Here is a 17,742-nt window from a genome sequence, read left to right on the forward strand (position 1 = left end):
ACGATTGTTCCCTTAATTGAAATTTGTCTTCTTTCTGATTGCTCTTAATTGAAGAGGTAAAAAAAACAAGGTGAAAATTGATAAAACAATCATCAAAAGAAACGAAATACTTGACGCCAATACATTTTTAATGCCTATACTAAAAATTTCAAACGTAGATATCTCCCAAATATCCGAAACTAAATTACAAATATACCTTTTCCTAGTCTTAATAGATAGCGAAAAAAACAGAACATTAAAAAATCCAACTGCCGATATATTTGTAACAGGAATAATCACAGCATCAAATCTCGTATTTACTAATTCTTTCACCTTGTTTCTAAATGAAAATCCTTCTTTGTAAGGATATACATAAATATTTTGAAGAGTTTTGTACTTCTTAGCCAGCTTTACTCCATGCTCATGTGTCAACATATGAATATTATAATCATTGAAAGTCTCCTCAATTATTTTCATATTCATATCCAACTGTTGAAAACCTGCTGAGCGAATGATTAGCACATCTTTCATAACTTTATACTCCCACTATAAATTAATATTTTCTCCTTAAAAGACAATTCATTTATAGAATGTAAATGAAAGATTGAATGGTATTCTTAAATTTTCTACAATATGTATTTGAACAGGTTTTCTCTTCCCTTTAATTTGGTTCATGTACAAAAACGCTGAAATCATGGCTTTTATATAGATCCATGTACTCTGCTCCATCGAATGGTAAATACAATCATACATTAGATGAATTGTACTCCTAAGCGCAAAATAAAAAGGATAATTTTTCCAAATTAACCAGAATGCATTTCTTGTATAGTAAAACGGTGCCCGCCAAGAAGCTCTATTTTTGGGGGAATATTTATGATAAGCTACAACGTCATAAAAGAACTGTATCTTATAACCACTATCAAGAATACGAAATGAAGTATCTTGCTCATTGCAATAAAGAAAAAACTCTTCCGGATAAAAACCTACTTTTTCAAAAACATCGCTTCGAACACCTGCACCTGCACCATTAAATGACATTATGTAATTATTGGAAACAATAGCTTTATTATTATCTATTTCGTCTATTTTCTTATTTATAATTTCATCATATTGATAGTAGTTTCGGATATCAAAGGCAACAACGCCTAATTTTTCATCTTCTTCAAATTTTTCAACCATTCGCCCAATCGAATCTCTTCTTGGGAAAGAGTCATCATCAAGTATAACAATATATTTTCCCTTTGCATTTTTAAATCCAATATTATAAGCCTCAATCCCAATATTTTTAAACATTTTAATTAATTTTACCTCAGGAAATTGCTCTTCAATTGCAATTTGTGTTCCGTCAGTAGAGCAATTGTCTACAACAATAATTTCGATATTTTCATACTCGATGTCTCTAATCCTTCTTAGGCTTTCAAGCACATCCTCTTTTCGATTCCAACATAATATAACAATACTTACAAGCGGAGTTATCATACATTCCTCCTATATTTCTACTCGCTAACATTTATTAAGTCAGATTGAGAGAATTGGAAAATAAATATTTTTAAACATCTTAAATATATTGTTATAATTTTCAAGTAAGATTCTATCATCATTTGAACTTACAAAATGCAAATATTTATCGATATATACATCAACTTCATCAGACATTTCATTTCGAATAGCCGCAATATGCTCACACGTTTGACAGAGTATATCAAATGAATCTAATTTTGCTTCTGTATACTCGACTATTTTAAAGTCCTCAAATTGGCATTTAAGAAACTCTCTTTCAAGATTTTTTGCAATTAGGGTAATATCCACATCTTCATGGTTCTCCAGAATTGACTGAACGACATTTCTCAAAACCTGAATTTCATTACAATCTATAATACCTATATGTTTTTTATTAAGAAAAACTGTTCTAAAATGATTCGGCAAAGTTTCCTTAACAAAAACTTTGTCTTCAGTAGCTTTCCTCCGTACAAGATTAAGCCCATCTCGTACAGCCAACAATATAGACTTCGCCACACTAAATTGCCCTTTATAATTGCAAAAAAAAGTAACCTTGTTTAAATCCTCAACTAAAACTGTATAAAAGCTTTCTAATTGATCTTGACTGCAATATTTTTTAAAGAAATGGACTCGATTTCTCCACATAAAATAATTGCCGAACGTATCATTTCTGCCTTTTCCGCCGCCCTTGTGCCAAACCTTTGATTTAGCATAAGCCACAATTTTATATCCAGCTAACTGGATCCGATAACACCAATCGATGTCGTCCCAATACAGAAAATATTCCTCATCGATTGTTCCGGCTTTCTTCACTGCACCCGCGCGGACAAGCATGGAACAAGCAGGTACATAATCACATTCCACAACTTCTGGAAGAGTTCCATCGTCTATATATCTATAATAATTTAACTCCATATCAAATGTTTTCCAGTTAATTCTTGCTCCAATCTCCTGCACCAAATCAGGTTGATCCATTACATAGATCTTTGAACCAACAACACCAACTTCTTCATGATTCTCTAAATATCGATAGAGTTCTTGTAAAGCCTCACTGTCTATAAACACATCATTATCCAAAAGATATAAATATTTGTAATCTTTCTTTAATGCCTCTTTAATTCCAGTATTGAAACCGCCGGAACCACCCTTATTTACCTCATTTTCAATTAAAATGACATCGTTTTTATATAATTCTCTGATTGCTTGTGCCGACCCGTCTGTTGAAGCGTTATCCACCACATACAGATCATAATTTGTAAACGTGGATTGTTTGACAGACTCAATACATTTTAATACGTAGTCTTTCTTATTCCAGTTGCATATAATAACTGCGACTTCTTTTCGCATTGTCAGACACCTCCCTATGCCAGCTTTCCCGAATTTCCTTATACTATATTTTTCAGCTATAAATGGCTGTTCAGTATTTATATCCGCTTGAACACTAAAAGAATACCTTCCGTGTCCATACATTCATTTCCCCATTCCGGTCTTTCGGCAAGTCATTCGTGTCCAACCGGGGCAACGTTAAAGGATGATCCTTGTTTAAATCGGCAATCGCCACTAGCGTCGTCAAACCGACTTTACAACCCCGTTCCTTCAAAAGTTGCAGTAAAGATTCATTATAAGCGCCATATGGATAGCACATGACCCAATTATCCATGTCACAGCCGATTTGCCGCAGGAATTCCATGGACAAATCGATTTCCTGCTTTTGCTCTTCACAACTTAATGTATCCAGCCAATAATGATCGTAGGAGTGACTTCCGATGAACATGCCATTACGTTTCATACACTGAATTTGGTCGAGATTCATATACAACTCTTTGGAAAACGTCAGTTCATCCTCATAAACAAACGTTTTGAACAACTCATCGGTAATGATATTGCGCAAGTTCTCCGGCAATCCCTTTTGCAACATCCGTTTAATGAAGACAACCTCTTTTGTATCAAAACGATTTGCTATTGCATAATTCTTTATGTATTCATTATCCGATAACAGCTCATATTCCAGACGATAGGGTTCGATTTTTCTCAAAATTTGTTCTGCTAGTTTTGTTTTATCAAGAACAGAGGCTAAAATATAGTGGATTTTGTTTACATCCAAAACCTGATGTTCTGTCACAACTTTTGCAGGAGGAAAAAAGCTGCCCTGTATTTTTTTTTCATTTAATATGGGAAAGACATACTGGTAATGATCCATATATCCGTCATCAAATGTTAATAACAATGCGTTGCTTGGCAACTTCATTTGCGGATCGGAAACTGCAGCAATCACTTCCTCCATTGTTACAACTGTATAATGTTTCAAAATGTATTCGATCTGCTCTTTAAACAGCTGCAATTCTAATCCTTTGATTTCCGGATAACGGGATTGCTTGAGTTCCCGCACGTAATGATACATGACGATTGTTAACATTTGTTTATCTCCAATCTTAGATCTATCTCCAATCCTCCGCCAGCGGCCAGATATTTGGGCGATCCATGTCACAGTCGGATTTTACAAAGTAAGTATCATTGGGATCGATCTGAATGGGTTCTTTACCAGATTGTTTAACTTTCCAGACAAAATTTATAGGGGTGACTCTATAGCGAAAGGGTTGAAATAAGCCGGCCAAACTGCAAATGTCAGGCAAATAATCAGCCTCTTGCTTGCGAAAACCTGCTTCAAATAGTGTAGATTCAAGTCGGCCCGTACTGATTTGAAAATCTGCAGCCACGCATCCTTGATGTTTACCCCACATGCATACTTTACGAATTAAGTTTGTGAATAATGGATCTGTATGTCCATTCCAAACATCCGTGCATTTTGGAATACACTCAATGATACGCAATACTTTGCGACCATCCATTTCGCTATTTTCGTTGTTTATGATTCGTTCAACACGAGCTACAACAATCCCCTCTGCTTGTGGGTTGCCAAAAAAGAAATAACGATAACCGGGGCTGTTGAGGTATCTCCATTCCCAAAAATCCGCATCACGGTTTCTTGAAAAAACTAATGAACGGCCAATACTTTCCCGGTACAAACTCTCAAGTTCGTGCAGGTTTATTTGCTCCGTTCGCGCTGCTATATGCAAATTTGCGTCATCCCTACTTCCGAAAGTTTTTTCAATGGATCTTTGCCACCCTTGTATCGCTTCCGGTGCCACATCAGCAGAAAGCAGCTTCAAATACCCTTCCGGATCCAGTGGCATCACATAACGATTAAGGCGTTCCAAATATGAGTACCCCATCTTCTTGTAGAGCGGGACAATCGCTGGATTGCAGCCAAGTGTCAGAGTTACCTCGTTATTTTTTTCTGTTTCACGTATTAACAGGATACCTAGACCACTATTTCGCAATTTTTCATCAATCACCCACATGGTCAGGGCTGCCCCATTTAATGCTTGTCCATTCCAAATATATTGATTCGGTATAATTCCTAAAAAACCAACAATCTTGTCCTCTTTCAAAATCACAAGAGATTCTTGCTCTGATGCATGATTGATTCCCTGTTGTTGTTTTTGTGCTACCAGATATTGCCAGTCAAAAATTCTCTTGTCATACAATGCATGCGTTAGAGCCCAATTGGCTTGCAAAAACGAGATTACTTTGCCATAGTCCTCATTTGTATATTTTCGGATCAGCATGAATCTTTACCACTTTCCAACAGTTCATACAGCCCCCAATTTGGATGGTACACCCAGGCAATTTTGCGCTGATTGAATGCTTCTGCAGGCACCGGTTTTTGAATCACTTTAAATGCGTTTTGTTCTGCTTGACGAAGCGCCTCGTCGAGATCATTCACTTCAAAACAAATATGCATCAATTTATTCCCTTTTTTAATGCTGTTTCGAACAGGTGATTGCTCGCCAACCGGTTCAATGATCTCGACGCAACAGTCCCCCACCTGTACAAAACCAACCTTTACTTTTTGTATCGGATCATGTGTCAAAAAAGTTGAGTCCAAATTGATCTTCGCGACATCTTCAATCCCTAAACCAATATGATGAAACTTGGTATTTTCACCGAAAAAATGTAACTTCAGCACCCGAAATCACCTCTGAAATGAAGGTGTATTACTACTAATGTGTCATCCTAGTTTTTCTCCAACAATACTTACGATATCTTGTACTGACTGAATACCGGCAATTTCTTCTATTGAAAATGAACATCTCAGTTCCGCTTCAATTTCCATAATCAAATTTAAGTGTTCTAAAGAATCCCAACGCTCGAAATCTTCTTTTTTTGAATCTACTTTTACTGCGGAGACATCAACTGCCATCACTTTTGCGACAATTTCTTGAATTTCATGAAAATAGTTCATCTATTTGCTCCTTGTTGGTGTTATCAATACAAGTGATGTGGGAAGGAAAACCAGCCAAATTCATATCCAAAATAAAATCAGTGGTGTTTTCCATTTTCCCTGATCTTTGGTTTTTATATTTATTTTGTATAAAATCGAAAAACGGTTTATTTTTCTTTGTTTCACGATATATCGCTTTTACCCGTTGAACACCCGCATCGCTGAGGTGGCGATATACGAATTGCAACATAGCGTCTTCAACGCCTTTTCCCATTACACGGCAGCTCATCACAAAATCTATCATTTCCGCTTCTTTTACACAGACTGCTTTTGTGTCGATTTCATCGATTTCATCGATTTCAGTCATTTCATATACTATGGCACTGACTAAACCAGTAATGCCCTGTTCGCCAAATCTATCCTGCACATGAAACAGATATACGTGATTATTGGGATTTTGAGACCAAAGCCAAAATTCTTCTTGACTTACTCTTCTGGTTGCCAGATTAAACTGGTTTGTTTTGTTTAGTAACTGTACGGCTCTTGCCAGATTGTTTCGATTTAATTGTAAAACAGTCACTTGCAACTCTAATGATTGCAGCCATTCAACGATGGAAGATGCTGTTGAGAGATTGAATTTCCTTGCAGTCTCCTGATGGTACATAGTCGTCCGTTCCAAGTCTTCATAAGTAATATCGATTGTTTCAAAACAATCCAACGTCTGTATAAAAACCGGATATTGAACAAAATCCTTCGGCAATTCGGGAGTATATACTTCCGGCAAAGCTTGTCGAATCCTTTCCCGTTCCGTCGGATTATCATCCAGAAAGACAATGGATTGCAATCCCAAGTTAAGTTCATTTGCAATCCCTATTATGTTTTCTGCTTTATCCTTCCAGTTAATTCTCCAGGCAACAAAATCTTCTTTCTTTAACACCATTTCAGGATGCGTTTCTATCATCTCAAAGGCAATCGGCTCTTCATTCTTACTGCAAATAGCCAACAGGATTCCACGGTTTTTCAGGGCTTTTAAACCCTTTTGAAACGCAACAAAACTTTCCCCAATGGGATCAATTCCCCCCAGCTTGATCCCTTCCATTCCGTCATCGCCGATAACGCCACCCCATAACGTATTATCCAAATCACAAACAATCAGCTTCTTCGCTTGTCCGATAACACCAGGCAAAATGGCTTTTATTTCCTTTGCAGCCACGACAAAAAAATCTCGTGAATATTGGATTTTCCCAAGTGCATACATTTTTGCGTCATAACTTTGTTTTTGCAGTGCGGTATACCAATATTGAGAATCCAGCATGACAATATGCGGATAATTAACAAAGTGCTCTGCCAAGCGCAAATTCATTTGCATGACCACATTGGTAATTCCGATATTGTGTTTCCAAGCTAATGTCTGAACCCAGCGATAATGCGGCGGCAATGACCAGGAAACGACAAAAGTAAATTTGCTGCGTTTCGATGCCTCTATGACCATAGCAGCAAATTGATCGACATCATTCATAATTTGCTTTCGATCAGCCGGTTCAAATTGAAGCAATGAATCAAAGGATGGACTGATTCGCTCCGGTATTGTCCAGATGACGGCAACATCAGGAGTGTTGCTCCAAACCGGATGTGAATGATCCATTAATATTTGGTTGACCTGATTATATGGTGCGGTTATAGCATCTACGCTGAGAGAAGCTGTTTCTTCTTTAAGAAACCGAACGATCGGATCAACAATCGTATCGGATATAATAAGTGCTGACAATGTTTTCAACACTGCATACCATTCCTTATTCAACACGAATGTATAGATTTTAAAAATGATTGTAAAAACCAAACAATCGAAAGACTATTCATCTATTAAACTAAATAACCCAGCAATCTTATGAATAAATCAATTCATTGCGCAAGTAAAAAGCAGCAATATCCAAATCCCGTTTTGTATCAATATCGATACTCTCTTCGTTCGACATCACAAAAGGATACGCCGGTTGTGCAAAAAACGATTTCTTCTCTAAAAACAGAGACGTGTTCATCAGATAAATAGCTCCATTTTGCCTGTATACCTTGGGCAATAATTGCCTTGGCTGGCTTAGCGTTGCTTCATCCCGAAATGGCTGCAAAGATTGTTCGTCATCCAGGAAAAACATTTTATACGGGTGATGCTCCGCTTCCGTAACACTGATGGCACAAGCAGCATCATGAGCGAAAAATTGCTCAATGCATGACTCGATATGGCTTGCGTTTCTAAGCGGAGATGTCGGTTGCAGCAATACAAAATAATCCGGCAATTCACCTTCTTGTTGCAGAACATCGAGTACATGCTCCACCACATCTTGTGTCAACGATACATCAGTAGACAAAGAATCCGGACGGTCAATGACCTCGGCCCCCCATTGCAAACTAATATTTTTTATTTGCTCATCCTCTGTACTTACAATACATCGGTGGATGAATGGACAATGCAATGCAGCTTCAATGCTATAGGAAATCAGCGGACGTCCGTTTAAATCGGTCAAATTCTTTTTGGGAATCCCTTTCGATCCGCCACGTGCAGGTATAATGGCAACAAGATCTGCGGGAATCATCGTTTCAATACGAGGTCGCGAAATTGTTTCTGCTTTGGCGTTTCCCATAACCGCTCCTCCTTTAATGCTTGGATAAAAAGCTCTGTACTTTTCCCGGTTCCAAAACTGTAGCAGGGTTTGCTGGGTGGAGCATATTGTACGTTATGGATGGCATGTAAAATATCCTGAACATTCGTTTTAACATTGATGATGGATGAATACTGAAATCGATTGTTTTGTCTGGTTCCTATATTAATGGAAGGCACCCCGTAAACAGGAGCCTCCCGCATGCCTACACTGGAATTTCCGATAATAAATTCCGAATGTTTTAATAAAGTCAAAAAGTACTCAAAGCGAATGGATGGATAAATTTTGAATCGTGTATTGTATCTAATTTTTTCGTAAGCCTTGAATATGTCCGAACTGCCTTCATCATTGTTCGGATATATGACAATATAATTTTTGTGGCTTTTTACCAAGGCGGTTACTAACGTATTTGCATATTGTTCGATGTAATCTTTCTCTGTCGTTACAGGATGGAAAAGCACAACGCCATACTCGTCAAAGGGTATTTCATAATATTCTTTCACATCTTGTAAATTCGGCAGATCCGGGGAAAGCATCACATCGATGTCAGGTGAACCAATACTATAAATACTTTCCGGACTCTCCCCCAATTGCTCAAGGCGATCCGCTGCTTCTTTGTTTGCAACAAAATGAATATGCGACAGCTTGGATGCAGAGTGCCGAATTAATTCATCGATCGTCCCTGAAATTTCCCCGCCTTCAATATGTGCAACCAAAATATTGTTTAAAGAACCGACAATCGCGCCTGCGAGCGCCTCCACACGATCCCCATGCACAACGATTAAATCCGGTTTGTACTCATTCACAAATCTGGATAAACCGCCAATGGTATTCGCAAGTATCAAATCCATCGGTTCGCCGTGAATTTGGTTCATGAACGTATGAATATTGGAAAAACCCGCTTTGTATACTTCCTCAACCGTGTAGCCGTAGCGAGAAAGTGTATGCATGCCGGTCACAAAAATACAGCACTCATACTGATCATCATGATCAACTGCACGCATTAACGGTTTTAATTTTCCAAAATCCGCGCGTGTCCCTGTTAAAAACAGAATCTTTTTAAGCATCTACTTGCTCCCACTTGATTTGTGCGTTTTTCTGAATGTTCGCTTTTACTTTTTTCCCTAATAATTGATTGAAAGATCCCGCTTTGATCTCACCCGTTCCCGGACGCTTTACCCATATATTTTCTTCCGAAAATGTCTCGCCTGCCTCAATATCCTTGATGGCGACAACACAGGCATAAGCAAAATCAATCGTCGGCTGTTCTTCCGGCAATATTTCTTTCTTTCCGCCTAAAGATTGAAAGATAATTTGACTACCTTCTACCAATTCCTTTAAATCTATAGGATCCATAGAAATAGAAATATCAGGGCCTGGCCAGCTTTTGTCTGAAGCAAAATGTCTTTCCAAGATTCTGGCGCCAAGAGCTACAGCTCCCAGACAAGGATAGTTGGATAAAGAATGATCAGAAAGACCGATCACCGCATCAGGAAAGGAATTGCGCAAATCCTGCAAGGCTCCCAAACGAACCTTATCATAGGGAGTCGGATACATGCTTGTACAATGCAGAACCGCATAAGGGATATTATATTTTCTTACTATATCTACGGATCGTTGAATACTTGAAAGATGATTCATGCCGGTACTTAGAATCACCGGCTTGCCAAATTTGGCTATGTGTTCGATTAAGGGGTAGTTATTGCATTCTCCGGAACCAATTTTAAAAGCAAGAACGCCCATTCGCTCCAAACGATCGGCAGCTGCTCTGGAAAACGGAGTGCTTAAAAAAATCATACCCTTCGATTCCGTATATAACTTTAGTTTTTCTTCTTCTTCAGCAGTTAACGCACAACGGCTCATGATGTCCCAAATGGATTCTTTTGCATTTCCTGGAATCACATCATTGGGAATCATTTCATCCTCAATCACATGGGATTGAAATTTTACACATTCACAGCCTGCTGCAGCAGCATCATCAATCATTCGAATCGCTTTCTCAAAACTTCCCTCATGATTGATTCCTATTTCTGCAATTACAAACGGAGGGTGGTTGTCCCCTATTTTCCTGCCGGCAATCGTTAGCTCACTCATACGAATCGGCTCCTCAAAATTCATAAATATTTCTGTTTTAAACTTCATGTATTTTAAAAAATTCCTATATAATCCTATGTAATTTTTAATTCGCATCTATAAAGTTGGGCGAAATTCTATGCAAGACTAGAATGATATTGCTTCAGGCTGTTGCGCGACAATGTACACTCACTCTTAATGTAAGCCAAGTATATCAACAGTTCCATGCAAAGACCAGAATTCAAATTTTAACAGCAACCATCTTGGAAGAGATGGCATTCTTTTATTTCTTGTCGTCAAAAAATCTGGATTGATCCGGAAACAGATACCCGAATCGCTTATTCTTACTGGCTTTAATATACTGTTTTTCAGCATTTTGTGTCCTTGAGATTAATTGAATCGAATCAATAATTTTCCGTTTTTTTTCATCTACAATAACTTGTATATAACTATCGCTTTTGAGAATGCGATCAATTTCCTTTTGAAATGCTTCACGATATGAGCCGATTGCTTCAACGATTTTACTATCGGTCTCAGGATCTCCTGTGAAAAGTTGTTCTTCCGCTTGCTGAAACTCCACTTGCAATTCCCCAATCGTTGCAAATAGCTCATTTCGCTCTGACAAGATCGCTTGCAAGTCTATGCTTAGTTGTCCTGTCATAATCAATTGCTGTTTTTTCGAGAGATTGTACAGTTTTTTATAGCAGTCTACTAACTGTCCGGCCAACTCTTCAATTCGGGTTTCTCTCATCAAGGAACGCCTTCCATTCATTCAGGAAAATAATGCATCGATTCTTTTTGCAATTTCATATGTTTCGGAGAACAGCTCGGAGAACAGCCGGGTTGACATTAATTCTTCCAACGATCGTTCAACGGCTCCTGCTATCCGCGCCCCATGTGAGGCATTATAAAAATGTATGTCTTTATGGTTTCTGATAAATCTTTCGATCCATCTGCGGAAGATATTCCAACTCCGGCTTGTTTGAATCAATCCCCCACCAACAGCCTCTGCAAATAATCCATACTGTGACGTAATTTCATTTGCCGCCGAATGAATCGTTCCCTGCGCGTGCGATCGTCCATTGATATATGCAAGATCCTGGCCCACCAAAACGATTGGGTTGCACCCCATAAGGTCTAGAATCGACAAAGCTGCTGTCGCCACGGAACCGCCGCTGGATATCACAGGAAAACCGTATCGATCAGCCAATGAAACAAGTTCATCATCGCCTTCCGGATATGCCCAAATCACGGGTCCTTTATAATGCAAAGTAAGCTTTGGACAAGCAGTGGGAAATGCGATGAGCGGAATGTCGCACTCCTTATCGGGAAATTGTCCTAAAACTGCTTCATCTCCCTCAATCACAACAATCAAGTCAGGGTCAACCCCATTTTGCAATAAGGGGGTTAGGGCCGTACCAACACATACAATCAACGCCCGCCCTTTCAATTGGGAAAGCAATCGTACCGAATGATTCAGAGAAGGACCAGCAGCTACCAAAATGGCAGGCATATGCAAAAATTTATCCTTCGCGATTCCGATATTCGGATTTTCGAGAAGAACATCCGCCACCATTTTCCGATTGTTTTCCAAAAGCGCTCGCTTTTTTTCAATTGTATGGATCCGAATCCGATACTCTTCCAGCAATTCTTTTACTTGCTCCATCTGTTTCGGGATAATTTTGACGGATGAAGGGTGGATAAAAAACGCCCCTTTCCCCTCTTCTGCCAATTCCAAATATTGAACAAAATTCGAAAGAAAATCTTCCATTTCCGAGTATACATGCAATTCAAACCGTTCATCTTCCAGAAGCGGAGAAAGTAATCCTTTTTTCGTTACCGAATGAACCAAATCCCGATTGCATTCAAATACAATCATTTTTTGGGTTGGATGTAGTTTCTGCAATAGAGCTTGCAAATGATATCCGCATCCCAAACCGTACACGACAACGACACCATTATCAGGCACTTTCCAATCCCGAATCAACAAAAGCGCCTCACGTTCGGGCTCATACCGGCTATGCAGATAGATGGTTTGACCGTCCTCCGCAGTCCAACATGCAGTAAGACAACCCGTTCTGGTCGGTACGATTTGGATCATAGGATATGTTCTTCTCTTTGCTGTTTCATATACTCGATCCATTCTTGCATGCAAGGAATCAATTCATATTCCAACAAATCCGCCACTGAAATATAATCCTGATTCTTCCATGCCATTAAAATTTCATTGAGAATTTCACCGTACCTGACAAACAAGCTTTGCAAGGTTTGCGTAGGCAAAAAAACCAGGCTGTTTTGAAATACTTGCGTATTCCAATTTAGACCGCCTTCCGCTTGTAAATAGAGTTTGACTCCTTCCCCTTCTGCCCCGCTTCGAAAATGCTCGGAAATTTGGGATATTCCCTCAATGAGTCTTGGCAGATATTCGATCGCGGACTGAAATGTATCCAACAATAATTTTTGTGGACTCATGGTGTCAACTTCAACTAACTCGACTTCGTTATAAGGGATATTGGTATTCTCGGTAAGCAAATCGCCATTTACCAATACTTGATGGATCAGGCGGTTTTGCTTCTCTATCGTTTTGCGAATCTCTTCCCACAGAAGGTCGCCGGTTGTATTTGATAATTCTTTATACTCTACTCCATCAATCGTTACTCGCATCATGACACTCCCTACTTCCCGTTCCTGGATTGCGAAGCAATCAAAGCAGCTTGATTGAATGTATCTCTCAACTCAGTCGAATATTGGATGACCAGATCAATCAATTCCGGATTTTTCTCCATATTCGCCTGAATGAGGCGACGGTACATGAAATCATATAACCCATACAAATGGTCGCATAATTCCGGAGCTGCTTTCTTATTTAATGTAGTCATCAATTCAATCAGGATATTTTGTGCCCGCAAAAGATTTGCATGAGCAAGTTCATACTTTTTTTCCCTCATCATTTGCTGACTCCAATTGCTGAATTTGATCAATCCGTCGAATAACATGATCAGCAATTTGCTTGGGCTTGTCTGTACCGCACTTTGTTGATACGCCTGAATCCCTTTCACTGTTTATCTTCACCCTTCATTCCCACTCGTTCACAGAATTGTTTCAAATATTTATCAAGGATTGAGTGAGATTGTATACATACCTCAAGCAATACAGATGCAAATGCAAAAGCTTGACGAAAAGATATAAGATCTTTTTCCTTTTGCGACAAATTCTCAAGCTCCAAAGAACGCTCTGTATTGATATCAGACAAAATCTCCCGATACGACACTGCATCAATGAACAGCAATGCAAACTGGTATTTTAATATGTTCCGCTGCGACTCATGAATCGTACTCATACATCGCTCTATCTGAATTCGATCGATACTGTTTTGTTCAATATTTGCAATGATTTCCTGAGCCGTATTCATGATGACCTGCAGTTCATGAATCATGTGTCTCATCTGCGCCATGGTTTGGCGGATTTTTCGAATGATCCGCCGGCTCATATTTAACGATAAAGGTTTGGAGTTTGCCATGGAAAATATCTTTTGAATAGGGATCTCTTCCTGGCAATAGCGATCCAACACATCATGCAAAGTCATGATTTCCAATCCTTCTCGCAACGCTCCTCCTTCCGTTGCATTTACATGCGTCCGATTCCCTGTACGGATTCTCTCTTCAAACCAGCGAAGGTATATGAGATAGTCCTCGGTTGTATAAACGGGTTGCCCATATATATCTTGCAACGGAATCAACTTTCGGTGTTTTTTAATTTCCTCAATGTTGCTTTGATCATGAACGGCCCCTTGTGCATAAGCCTGTCCATCCGGGTAAGACAAATCTTGACCAATGAAAATGATCGGATCACATCCCAGATGTTCAATAATTGAAAATGCCGTACAGGAAACAGATCCACCAGTAGGCATGTAGGTAGGATTCAAGGGTTCTCCCAAAATCTTTTCAAGCCAAGGAGTCAATTCACGAACAGAGTGCAGCATAAGCTTTTTGCCTGTATGATTGGCGGCGATACTTTCATGAGCTGTCATTTCCATTACCAAAGGAATCCCGGAATACTCCACACCTTCAAAATCATGAGCATTGCTCTCACTCCCGTCTACTGAAACCAGCAAATGAGGTACGATTCCCTGGCGATAGAGAGAACGGTACGCCGTATCTACACAGACAATCAACGCCCGATCGCCTACTTCTTTTAACAATTGGATATTTTTATTCAGGGAAGGGCCGGCAGACACCAGAATCGCCGGCTTGCCGGAAAAAGCATGTAACAATTCCTTCAAATCTGCCGACTGCAGGATATACGGCAAATTGCCTAGTATATTCCTTGCCCACTGGTCGCCAAACCTGACTCTTGTTCCCATATCTGCAAGTGCTCCACGATAGTTGTTTACGAGCAATTTTTTCGCCATATCGTAATACTCATGTGCCAGTTTGCACTCTACAGGATGTTCAATGATACAAACCTTTGGAATATAAAACACGTCTTGCTTAAATTCAAATTCCAGCCGATCACTGACGTTTTCCAAACTTTGCCCAAGAAACAACTCTAATCTTGAATCGGCAAGAGTTTTTTTCAAATCTCTGCATGTTAAAATCATGTGAAATAATTCGATATCATGGGCAATTACGAGTACTTTGTTTTTTTCACTGACTCGGTTTAGAACTTCCTCTATGTGATAGAATCCTCCGATACCGAAAACAATGTACAGGTCACAATCATCCTGCCACTGCTTTTCCACTTGTATCGCCGCTTCCTGAATCGGATTGTATTTACTTGTCAACGCCTGCCACTTCCCGTTTGTCAGCAAGGAAAAGGCAGTCTCGCCATTTTTCGCCGGTTCGGCTTTATAAGATTCAAAAGGTTTAAGCAGTGGGCCAAAAAGATTCAATTGTTCTTTATTTGATATATTCAATGCAAAGAGGTTTTCCTCCAGTAATTGTGTCATTAAATGCCCTCCAGCGCCCCTCATTCTGAATTTCCCCAAAAAAGAATACGTTTATCTTGATTCTCCTGATTCTAGCCGATAAAACTGCTTAAAGATTTCCCTTGCGTTTGCAATTGGCTCAATACTTGGTTCATATTTGTAAATTCCTGAATCAATAGTTGTTTTTGTTGATCCGCCTGATCGTTCACCTGCTGAATTTGATCATTGATGTCGGTAATCATATTTGTATACATGGTGTTTTGTGAAGAAGCCAATCCGCTTACATTTGAAACATTTAACGTTGGATCATTCAATGAATTCGTCATTCCTGTTATGCCGGTCAATACATTGTTTAAACTAATGGACATTCCCTGCAGCAAATCATGCACCATTTGCGGATTTTGCTGAATTTGGGCAGTCAGTTGATTGCTGTCCAATTGCAAGCTGTACGATGTACTGACGGCAGATCCGGGAGCTCCCGTTGAAATGCCAATGCCCATTACAGAATTATAAGGATAGGATGGCAATGGAATTGGATTGTTGTTCGAATCCCAACCGATTGTTTTCACTTGCTGTGTCACGGCAAGCATCATATTGGAACCCAAGTTCTGCAATATGTTGTCGCCTTGCAAATCTCCGCCGTTTGCAGTCAGATTATTAATTTGGGAGTACAGGGAATTAAACTGAGAGATAAAATTCTGCACAGCAGAAACGGCAGATGTCGTATCAGAAGCAACTGTCAGATTGACGGAATTCTGTGTTTGGCCTGAAGGCACCGCAGGCGTATTTAAAACGTTGATCGTAAGGCCAGGAATCACATTAGTAAAATTCGGTGATGCACTGGAGTACGTAGTGCCATTATAATTCAATGTCCAGTTGCTCCCCGTTTTCTGTGTGCCAACGATACTGCCAGAACTATTTGTAAAATCCAGTACCTGTGTCAAATTCCCTCCATTCAAATCATTGACTGAAACTGGCTGTGCGGACTTCGATGTCAATACAATTTGATCCGTGCTTTGGTTATAGGCCGCTGTCACACCTGCAGACGATGAATTGATCTTCGTCAGAATCGATGCAATCGAGTCTTGGGAAGTATCATAGGTAATTGTCACACCATTTACCTGGAACTGTCCGGTTGTTGCCGAGCTTCCGGACGGCGGTGTACCTACAGTCAATGTGCTGATGTTTGTTAAATTGGTAGAACCGCTATTTAAAGTCTCATTTATTTGTGCTTGTCCATTGATCTGTGTAGTCGCCTGATATGGTGTTGGAGTGTTAGTGCTATTTAATTGCAAGGTATCCATGCCCAAGACATGTGCAAAATTGCTGGTATCTCCCGACGAGCCGAAAGTCACTGGTTTACTGCCAGTATCAGAAAATGTAATGCTTCCATTTGAATTTACTGTATATGATATATCCGAAAAAGTGCTCGTAATCCGAGATAAAACGCTGCCAATCGTGTCACCGGATTGCACCTGTATTTGTTGGGTCACACCGTTATCCGTTACAGCAAATTGCCCCGTTGTAAGAAGCGCACTAAATTTGGTCGCCGTAATCGCATCGCTGGCTGACAACGCGTTTCCCAGCCTTCCGTTACTCGTCAAACTCCCATAGGATCCGGCATTTATATTGGTGAGCGTATATGTCCCCGGTGTTGCGCCCGATCCTCCAGTCGCTGTAACGTCTGTGGAATCAGAAGATGTAACGTTATAGGAATTAAAATTCGTTTGCATGAGCGTAGTCAATTGGTTTTGCAATGTCATTGCGCTATTGTTAATATTCTGCCAATCCGTTTGTTGCTGCTGCACTTTTGTAAGTTGAGATTCCAAGCCGCCCGGTTGATAGATTTGCTGACGGTTGACCATGTCAAGTTCTTGAATTAATGTATTTGTATCAATTCCACCGTTCATCTGTGTAAGCAATTGCATAGAGTTCAAACTTGAATAATTGGTCGAGTTGATGCTCATGTCTGATAACTCCTTTCGATTGATTGGCAAACTAATATATCTTCATTTCCTCTTTCAATTGAAAAACTCGTGAATTAGGTTGATGAAAAAGTAGAGTTTACGGTGTCGGTATAAAAGACGAACCGTCTGCACAAAATCTATGTAATGGTTATATCGACATTTTCCGTCTATGAATTGATTACAGTTTTCTTTAAATTTAAGGAATAGATCAGCATAATCTGAACATTTCTTTCATTTTCTTTGTTTTTTATCTATTCATAAAAATGCCAGATCCAGCTCGTCGCTTCCGCAACTATATAAAAAAGGGCCGACCGCTTCCATGGCCGACCCTTTGCAAATACACATCTGTTTTGT

Annotated in this window: 17 protein-coding genes; all 17 read right to left on the reverse strand. The window is 39.5% G+C overall.

The features are described 5' to 3' along the window. Positions 1-12: 12 nt before the first annotated feature. The 17 genes from LSG31_RS03845 to fliD all read right to left on the reverse strand — a co-directional run bounded on the left by LSG31_RS03845 (position 13) and on the right by fliD (position 17,388). Positions 13-510, reverse strand: a complete 498-nt coding sequence (locus LSG31_RS03845) for a hypothetical protein (protein ID WP_347438086.1) — start codon at positions 508-510, stop codon at positions 13-15. 48 nt (positions 511-558) lie between these two features. Continuing rightward, positions 559-1,458, reverse strand: a complete 900-nt coding sequence (locus LSG31_RS03850) for a glycosyltransferase family 2 protein (protein WP_347438087.1) — start codon at positions 1,456-1,458, stop codon at positions 559-561. 39 nt (positions 1,459-1,497) lie between these two features. Beyond that, positions 1,498-2,826: a glycosyltransferase family 2 protein gene (locus tag LSG31_RS03855; RefSeq protein WP_347438088.1), complete on the reverse strand. Its 1,329-nt coding sequence runs from the start codon at positions 2,824-2,826 to the stop codon at positions 1,498-1,500. Between the two features lie 94 nt (positions 2,827-2,920). After that, positions 2,921-3,895: a polysaccharide deacetylase family protein gene (locus LSG31_RS03860; RefSeq protein ID WP_347438089.1), complete on the reverse strand. Its 975-nt coding sequence runs from the start codon at positions 3,893-3,895 to the stop codon at positions 2,921-2,923. A 22-nt stretch (positions 3,896-3,917) separates the two neighbouring features. Beyond that, positions 3,918-5,108, reverse strand: a complete 1,191-nt coding sequence (locus LSG31_RS03865; protein WP_347438090.1) for a GNAT family N-acetyltransferase — start codon at positions 5,106-5,108, stop codon at positions 3,918-3,920. Then, positions 5,102-5,509 (reverse strand): VOC family protein, encoded by a 408-nt coding sequence (locus tag LSG31_RS03870; RefSeq protein ID WP_347438091.1) that lies wholly within the window; start codon positions 5,507-5,509, stop codon positions 5,102-5,104. The genes LSG31_RS03865 and LSG31_RS03870 overlap by 7 nt, the downstream gene beginning before the upstream one ends. Before the next feature lie 42 nt (positions 5,510-5,551). Beyond that, positions 5,552-5,785 carry an acyl carrier protein gene (locus tag LSG31_RS03875; protein ID WP_347438092.1) on the reverse strand — a complete coding sequence of 78 codons (234 nt, stop codon included), beginning with the start codon at positions 5,783-5,785 and terminating at the stop codon, positions 5,552-5,554. Then, positions 5,769-7,544: an HAD-IIIC family phosphatase gene (locus LSG31_RS03880; RefSeq protein WP_347438093.1), complete on the reverse strand. Its 1,776-nt coding sequence runs from the start codon at positions 7,542-7,544 to the stop codon at positions 5,769-5,771. Before LSG31_RS03880 ends, LSG31_RS03875 begins: the two co-directional genes overlap by 17 nt. Before the next feature lie 106 nt (positions 7,545-7,650). After that, on the reverse strand, positions 7,651-8,403 hold the full coding sequence (locus tag LSG31_RS03885; RefSeq protein WP_347438094.1) for an acylneuraminate cytidylyltransferase family protein: 753 nt from the start codon (positions 8,401-8,403) through the stop codon (positions 7,651-7,653). Further along, complete coding sequence (gene neuC / locus LSG31_RS03890; protein WP_347438095.1) at positions 8,352-9,488, reverse strand: UDP-N-acetylglucosamine 2-epimerase; 1,137 nt, start codon at positions 9,486-9,488, stop codon at positions 8,352-8,354. The genes LSG31_RS03885 and neuC overlap by 52 nt, the downstream gene beginning before the upstream one ends. Beyond that, the gene (locus tag LSG31_RS03895) at positions 9,481-10,515 is read right to left on the reverse strand and encodes an N-acetylneuraminate synthase family protein (protein ID WP_347438096.1); all 1,035 of its coding nucleotides are present in this window, start codon (positions 10,513-10,515) and stop codon (positions 9,481-9,483) included. Before LSG31_RS03895 ends, neuC begins: the two co-directional genes overlap by 8 nt. A 262-nt stretch (positions 10,516-10,777) precedes the next feature. Beyond that, positions 10,778-11,245 (reverse strand): hypothetical protein, encoded by a 468-nt coding sequence (locus tag LSG31_RS03900; protein ID WP_347438097.1) that lies wholly within the window; start codon positions 11,243-11,245, stop codon positions 10,778-10,780. A gap of 21 nt (positions 11,246-11,266) precedes the next feature. Then, a complete protein-coding gene (locus LSG31_RS03905; protein ID WP_347438098.1) occupies positions 11,267-12,595 on the reverse strand; it encodes a motility associated factor glycosyltransferase family protein in 1,329 nt (442 codons plus the stop codon). Next, a complete protein-coding gene (locus tag LSG31_RS03910; RefSeq protein WP_347438099.1) occupies positions 12,592-13,158 on the reverse strand; it encodes a DUF8042 domain-containing protein in 567 nt (188 codons plus the stop codon). Before LSG31_RS03910 ends, LSG31_RS03905 begins: the two co-directional genes overlap by 4 nt. An 11-nt stretch (positions 13,159-13,169) precedes the next feature. After that, the gene (gene fliS, locus LSG31_RS03915; protein WP_347438100.1) at positions 13,170-13,553 is read right to left on the reverse strand and encodes a flagellar export chaperone FliS; all 384 of its coding nucleotides are present in this window, start codon (positions 13,551-13,553) and stop codon (positions 13,170-13,172) included. Further along, entirely contained in the window at positions 13,550-15,442 is a 1,893-nt protein-coding gene (locus LSG31_RS03920; protein ID WP_347438101.1) for a motility associated factor glycosyltransferase family protein, read from the reverse strand. The genes fliS and LSG31_RS03920 overlap by 4 nt, the downstream gene beginning before the upstream one ends. A 71-nt stretch (positions 15,443-15,513) precedes the next feature. After that, positions 15,514-17,388, reverse strand: a complete 1,875-nt coding sequence (gene fliD, locus LSG31_RS03925; RefSeq protein ID WP_347438102.1) for a flagellar filament capping protein FliD — start codon at positions 17,386-17,388, stop codon at positions 15,514-15,516. Positions 17,389-17,742 lie beyond the last annotated feature (354 nt).

It is taken from the genome of Fodinisporobacter ferrooxydans (assembly GCF_022818495.1).
GTDB lineage: Bacteria > Bacillota > Bacilli > Tumebacillales > MYW30-H2 > Fodinisporobacter > Fodinisporobacter ferrooxydans.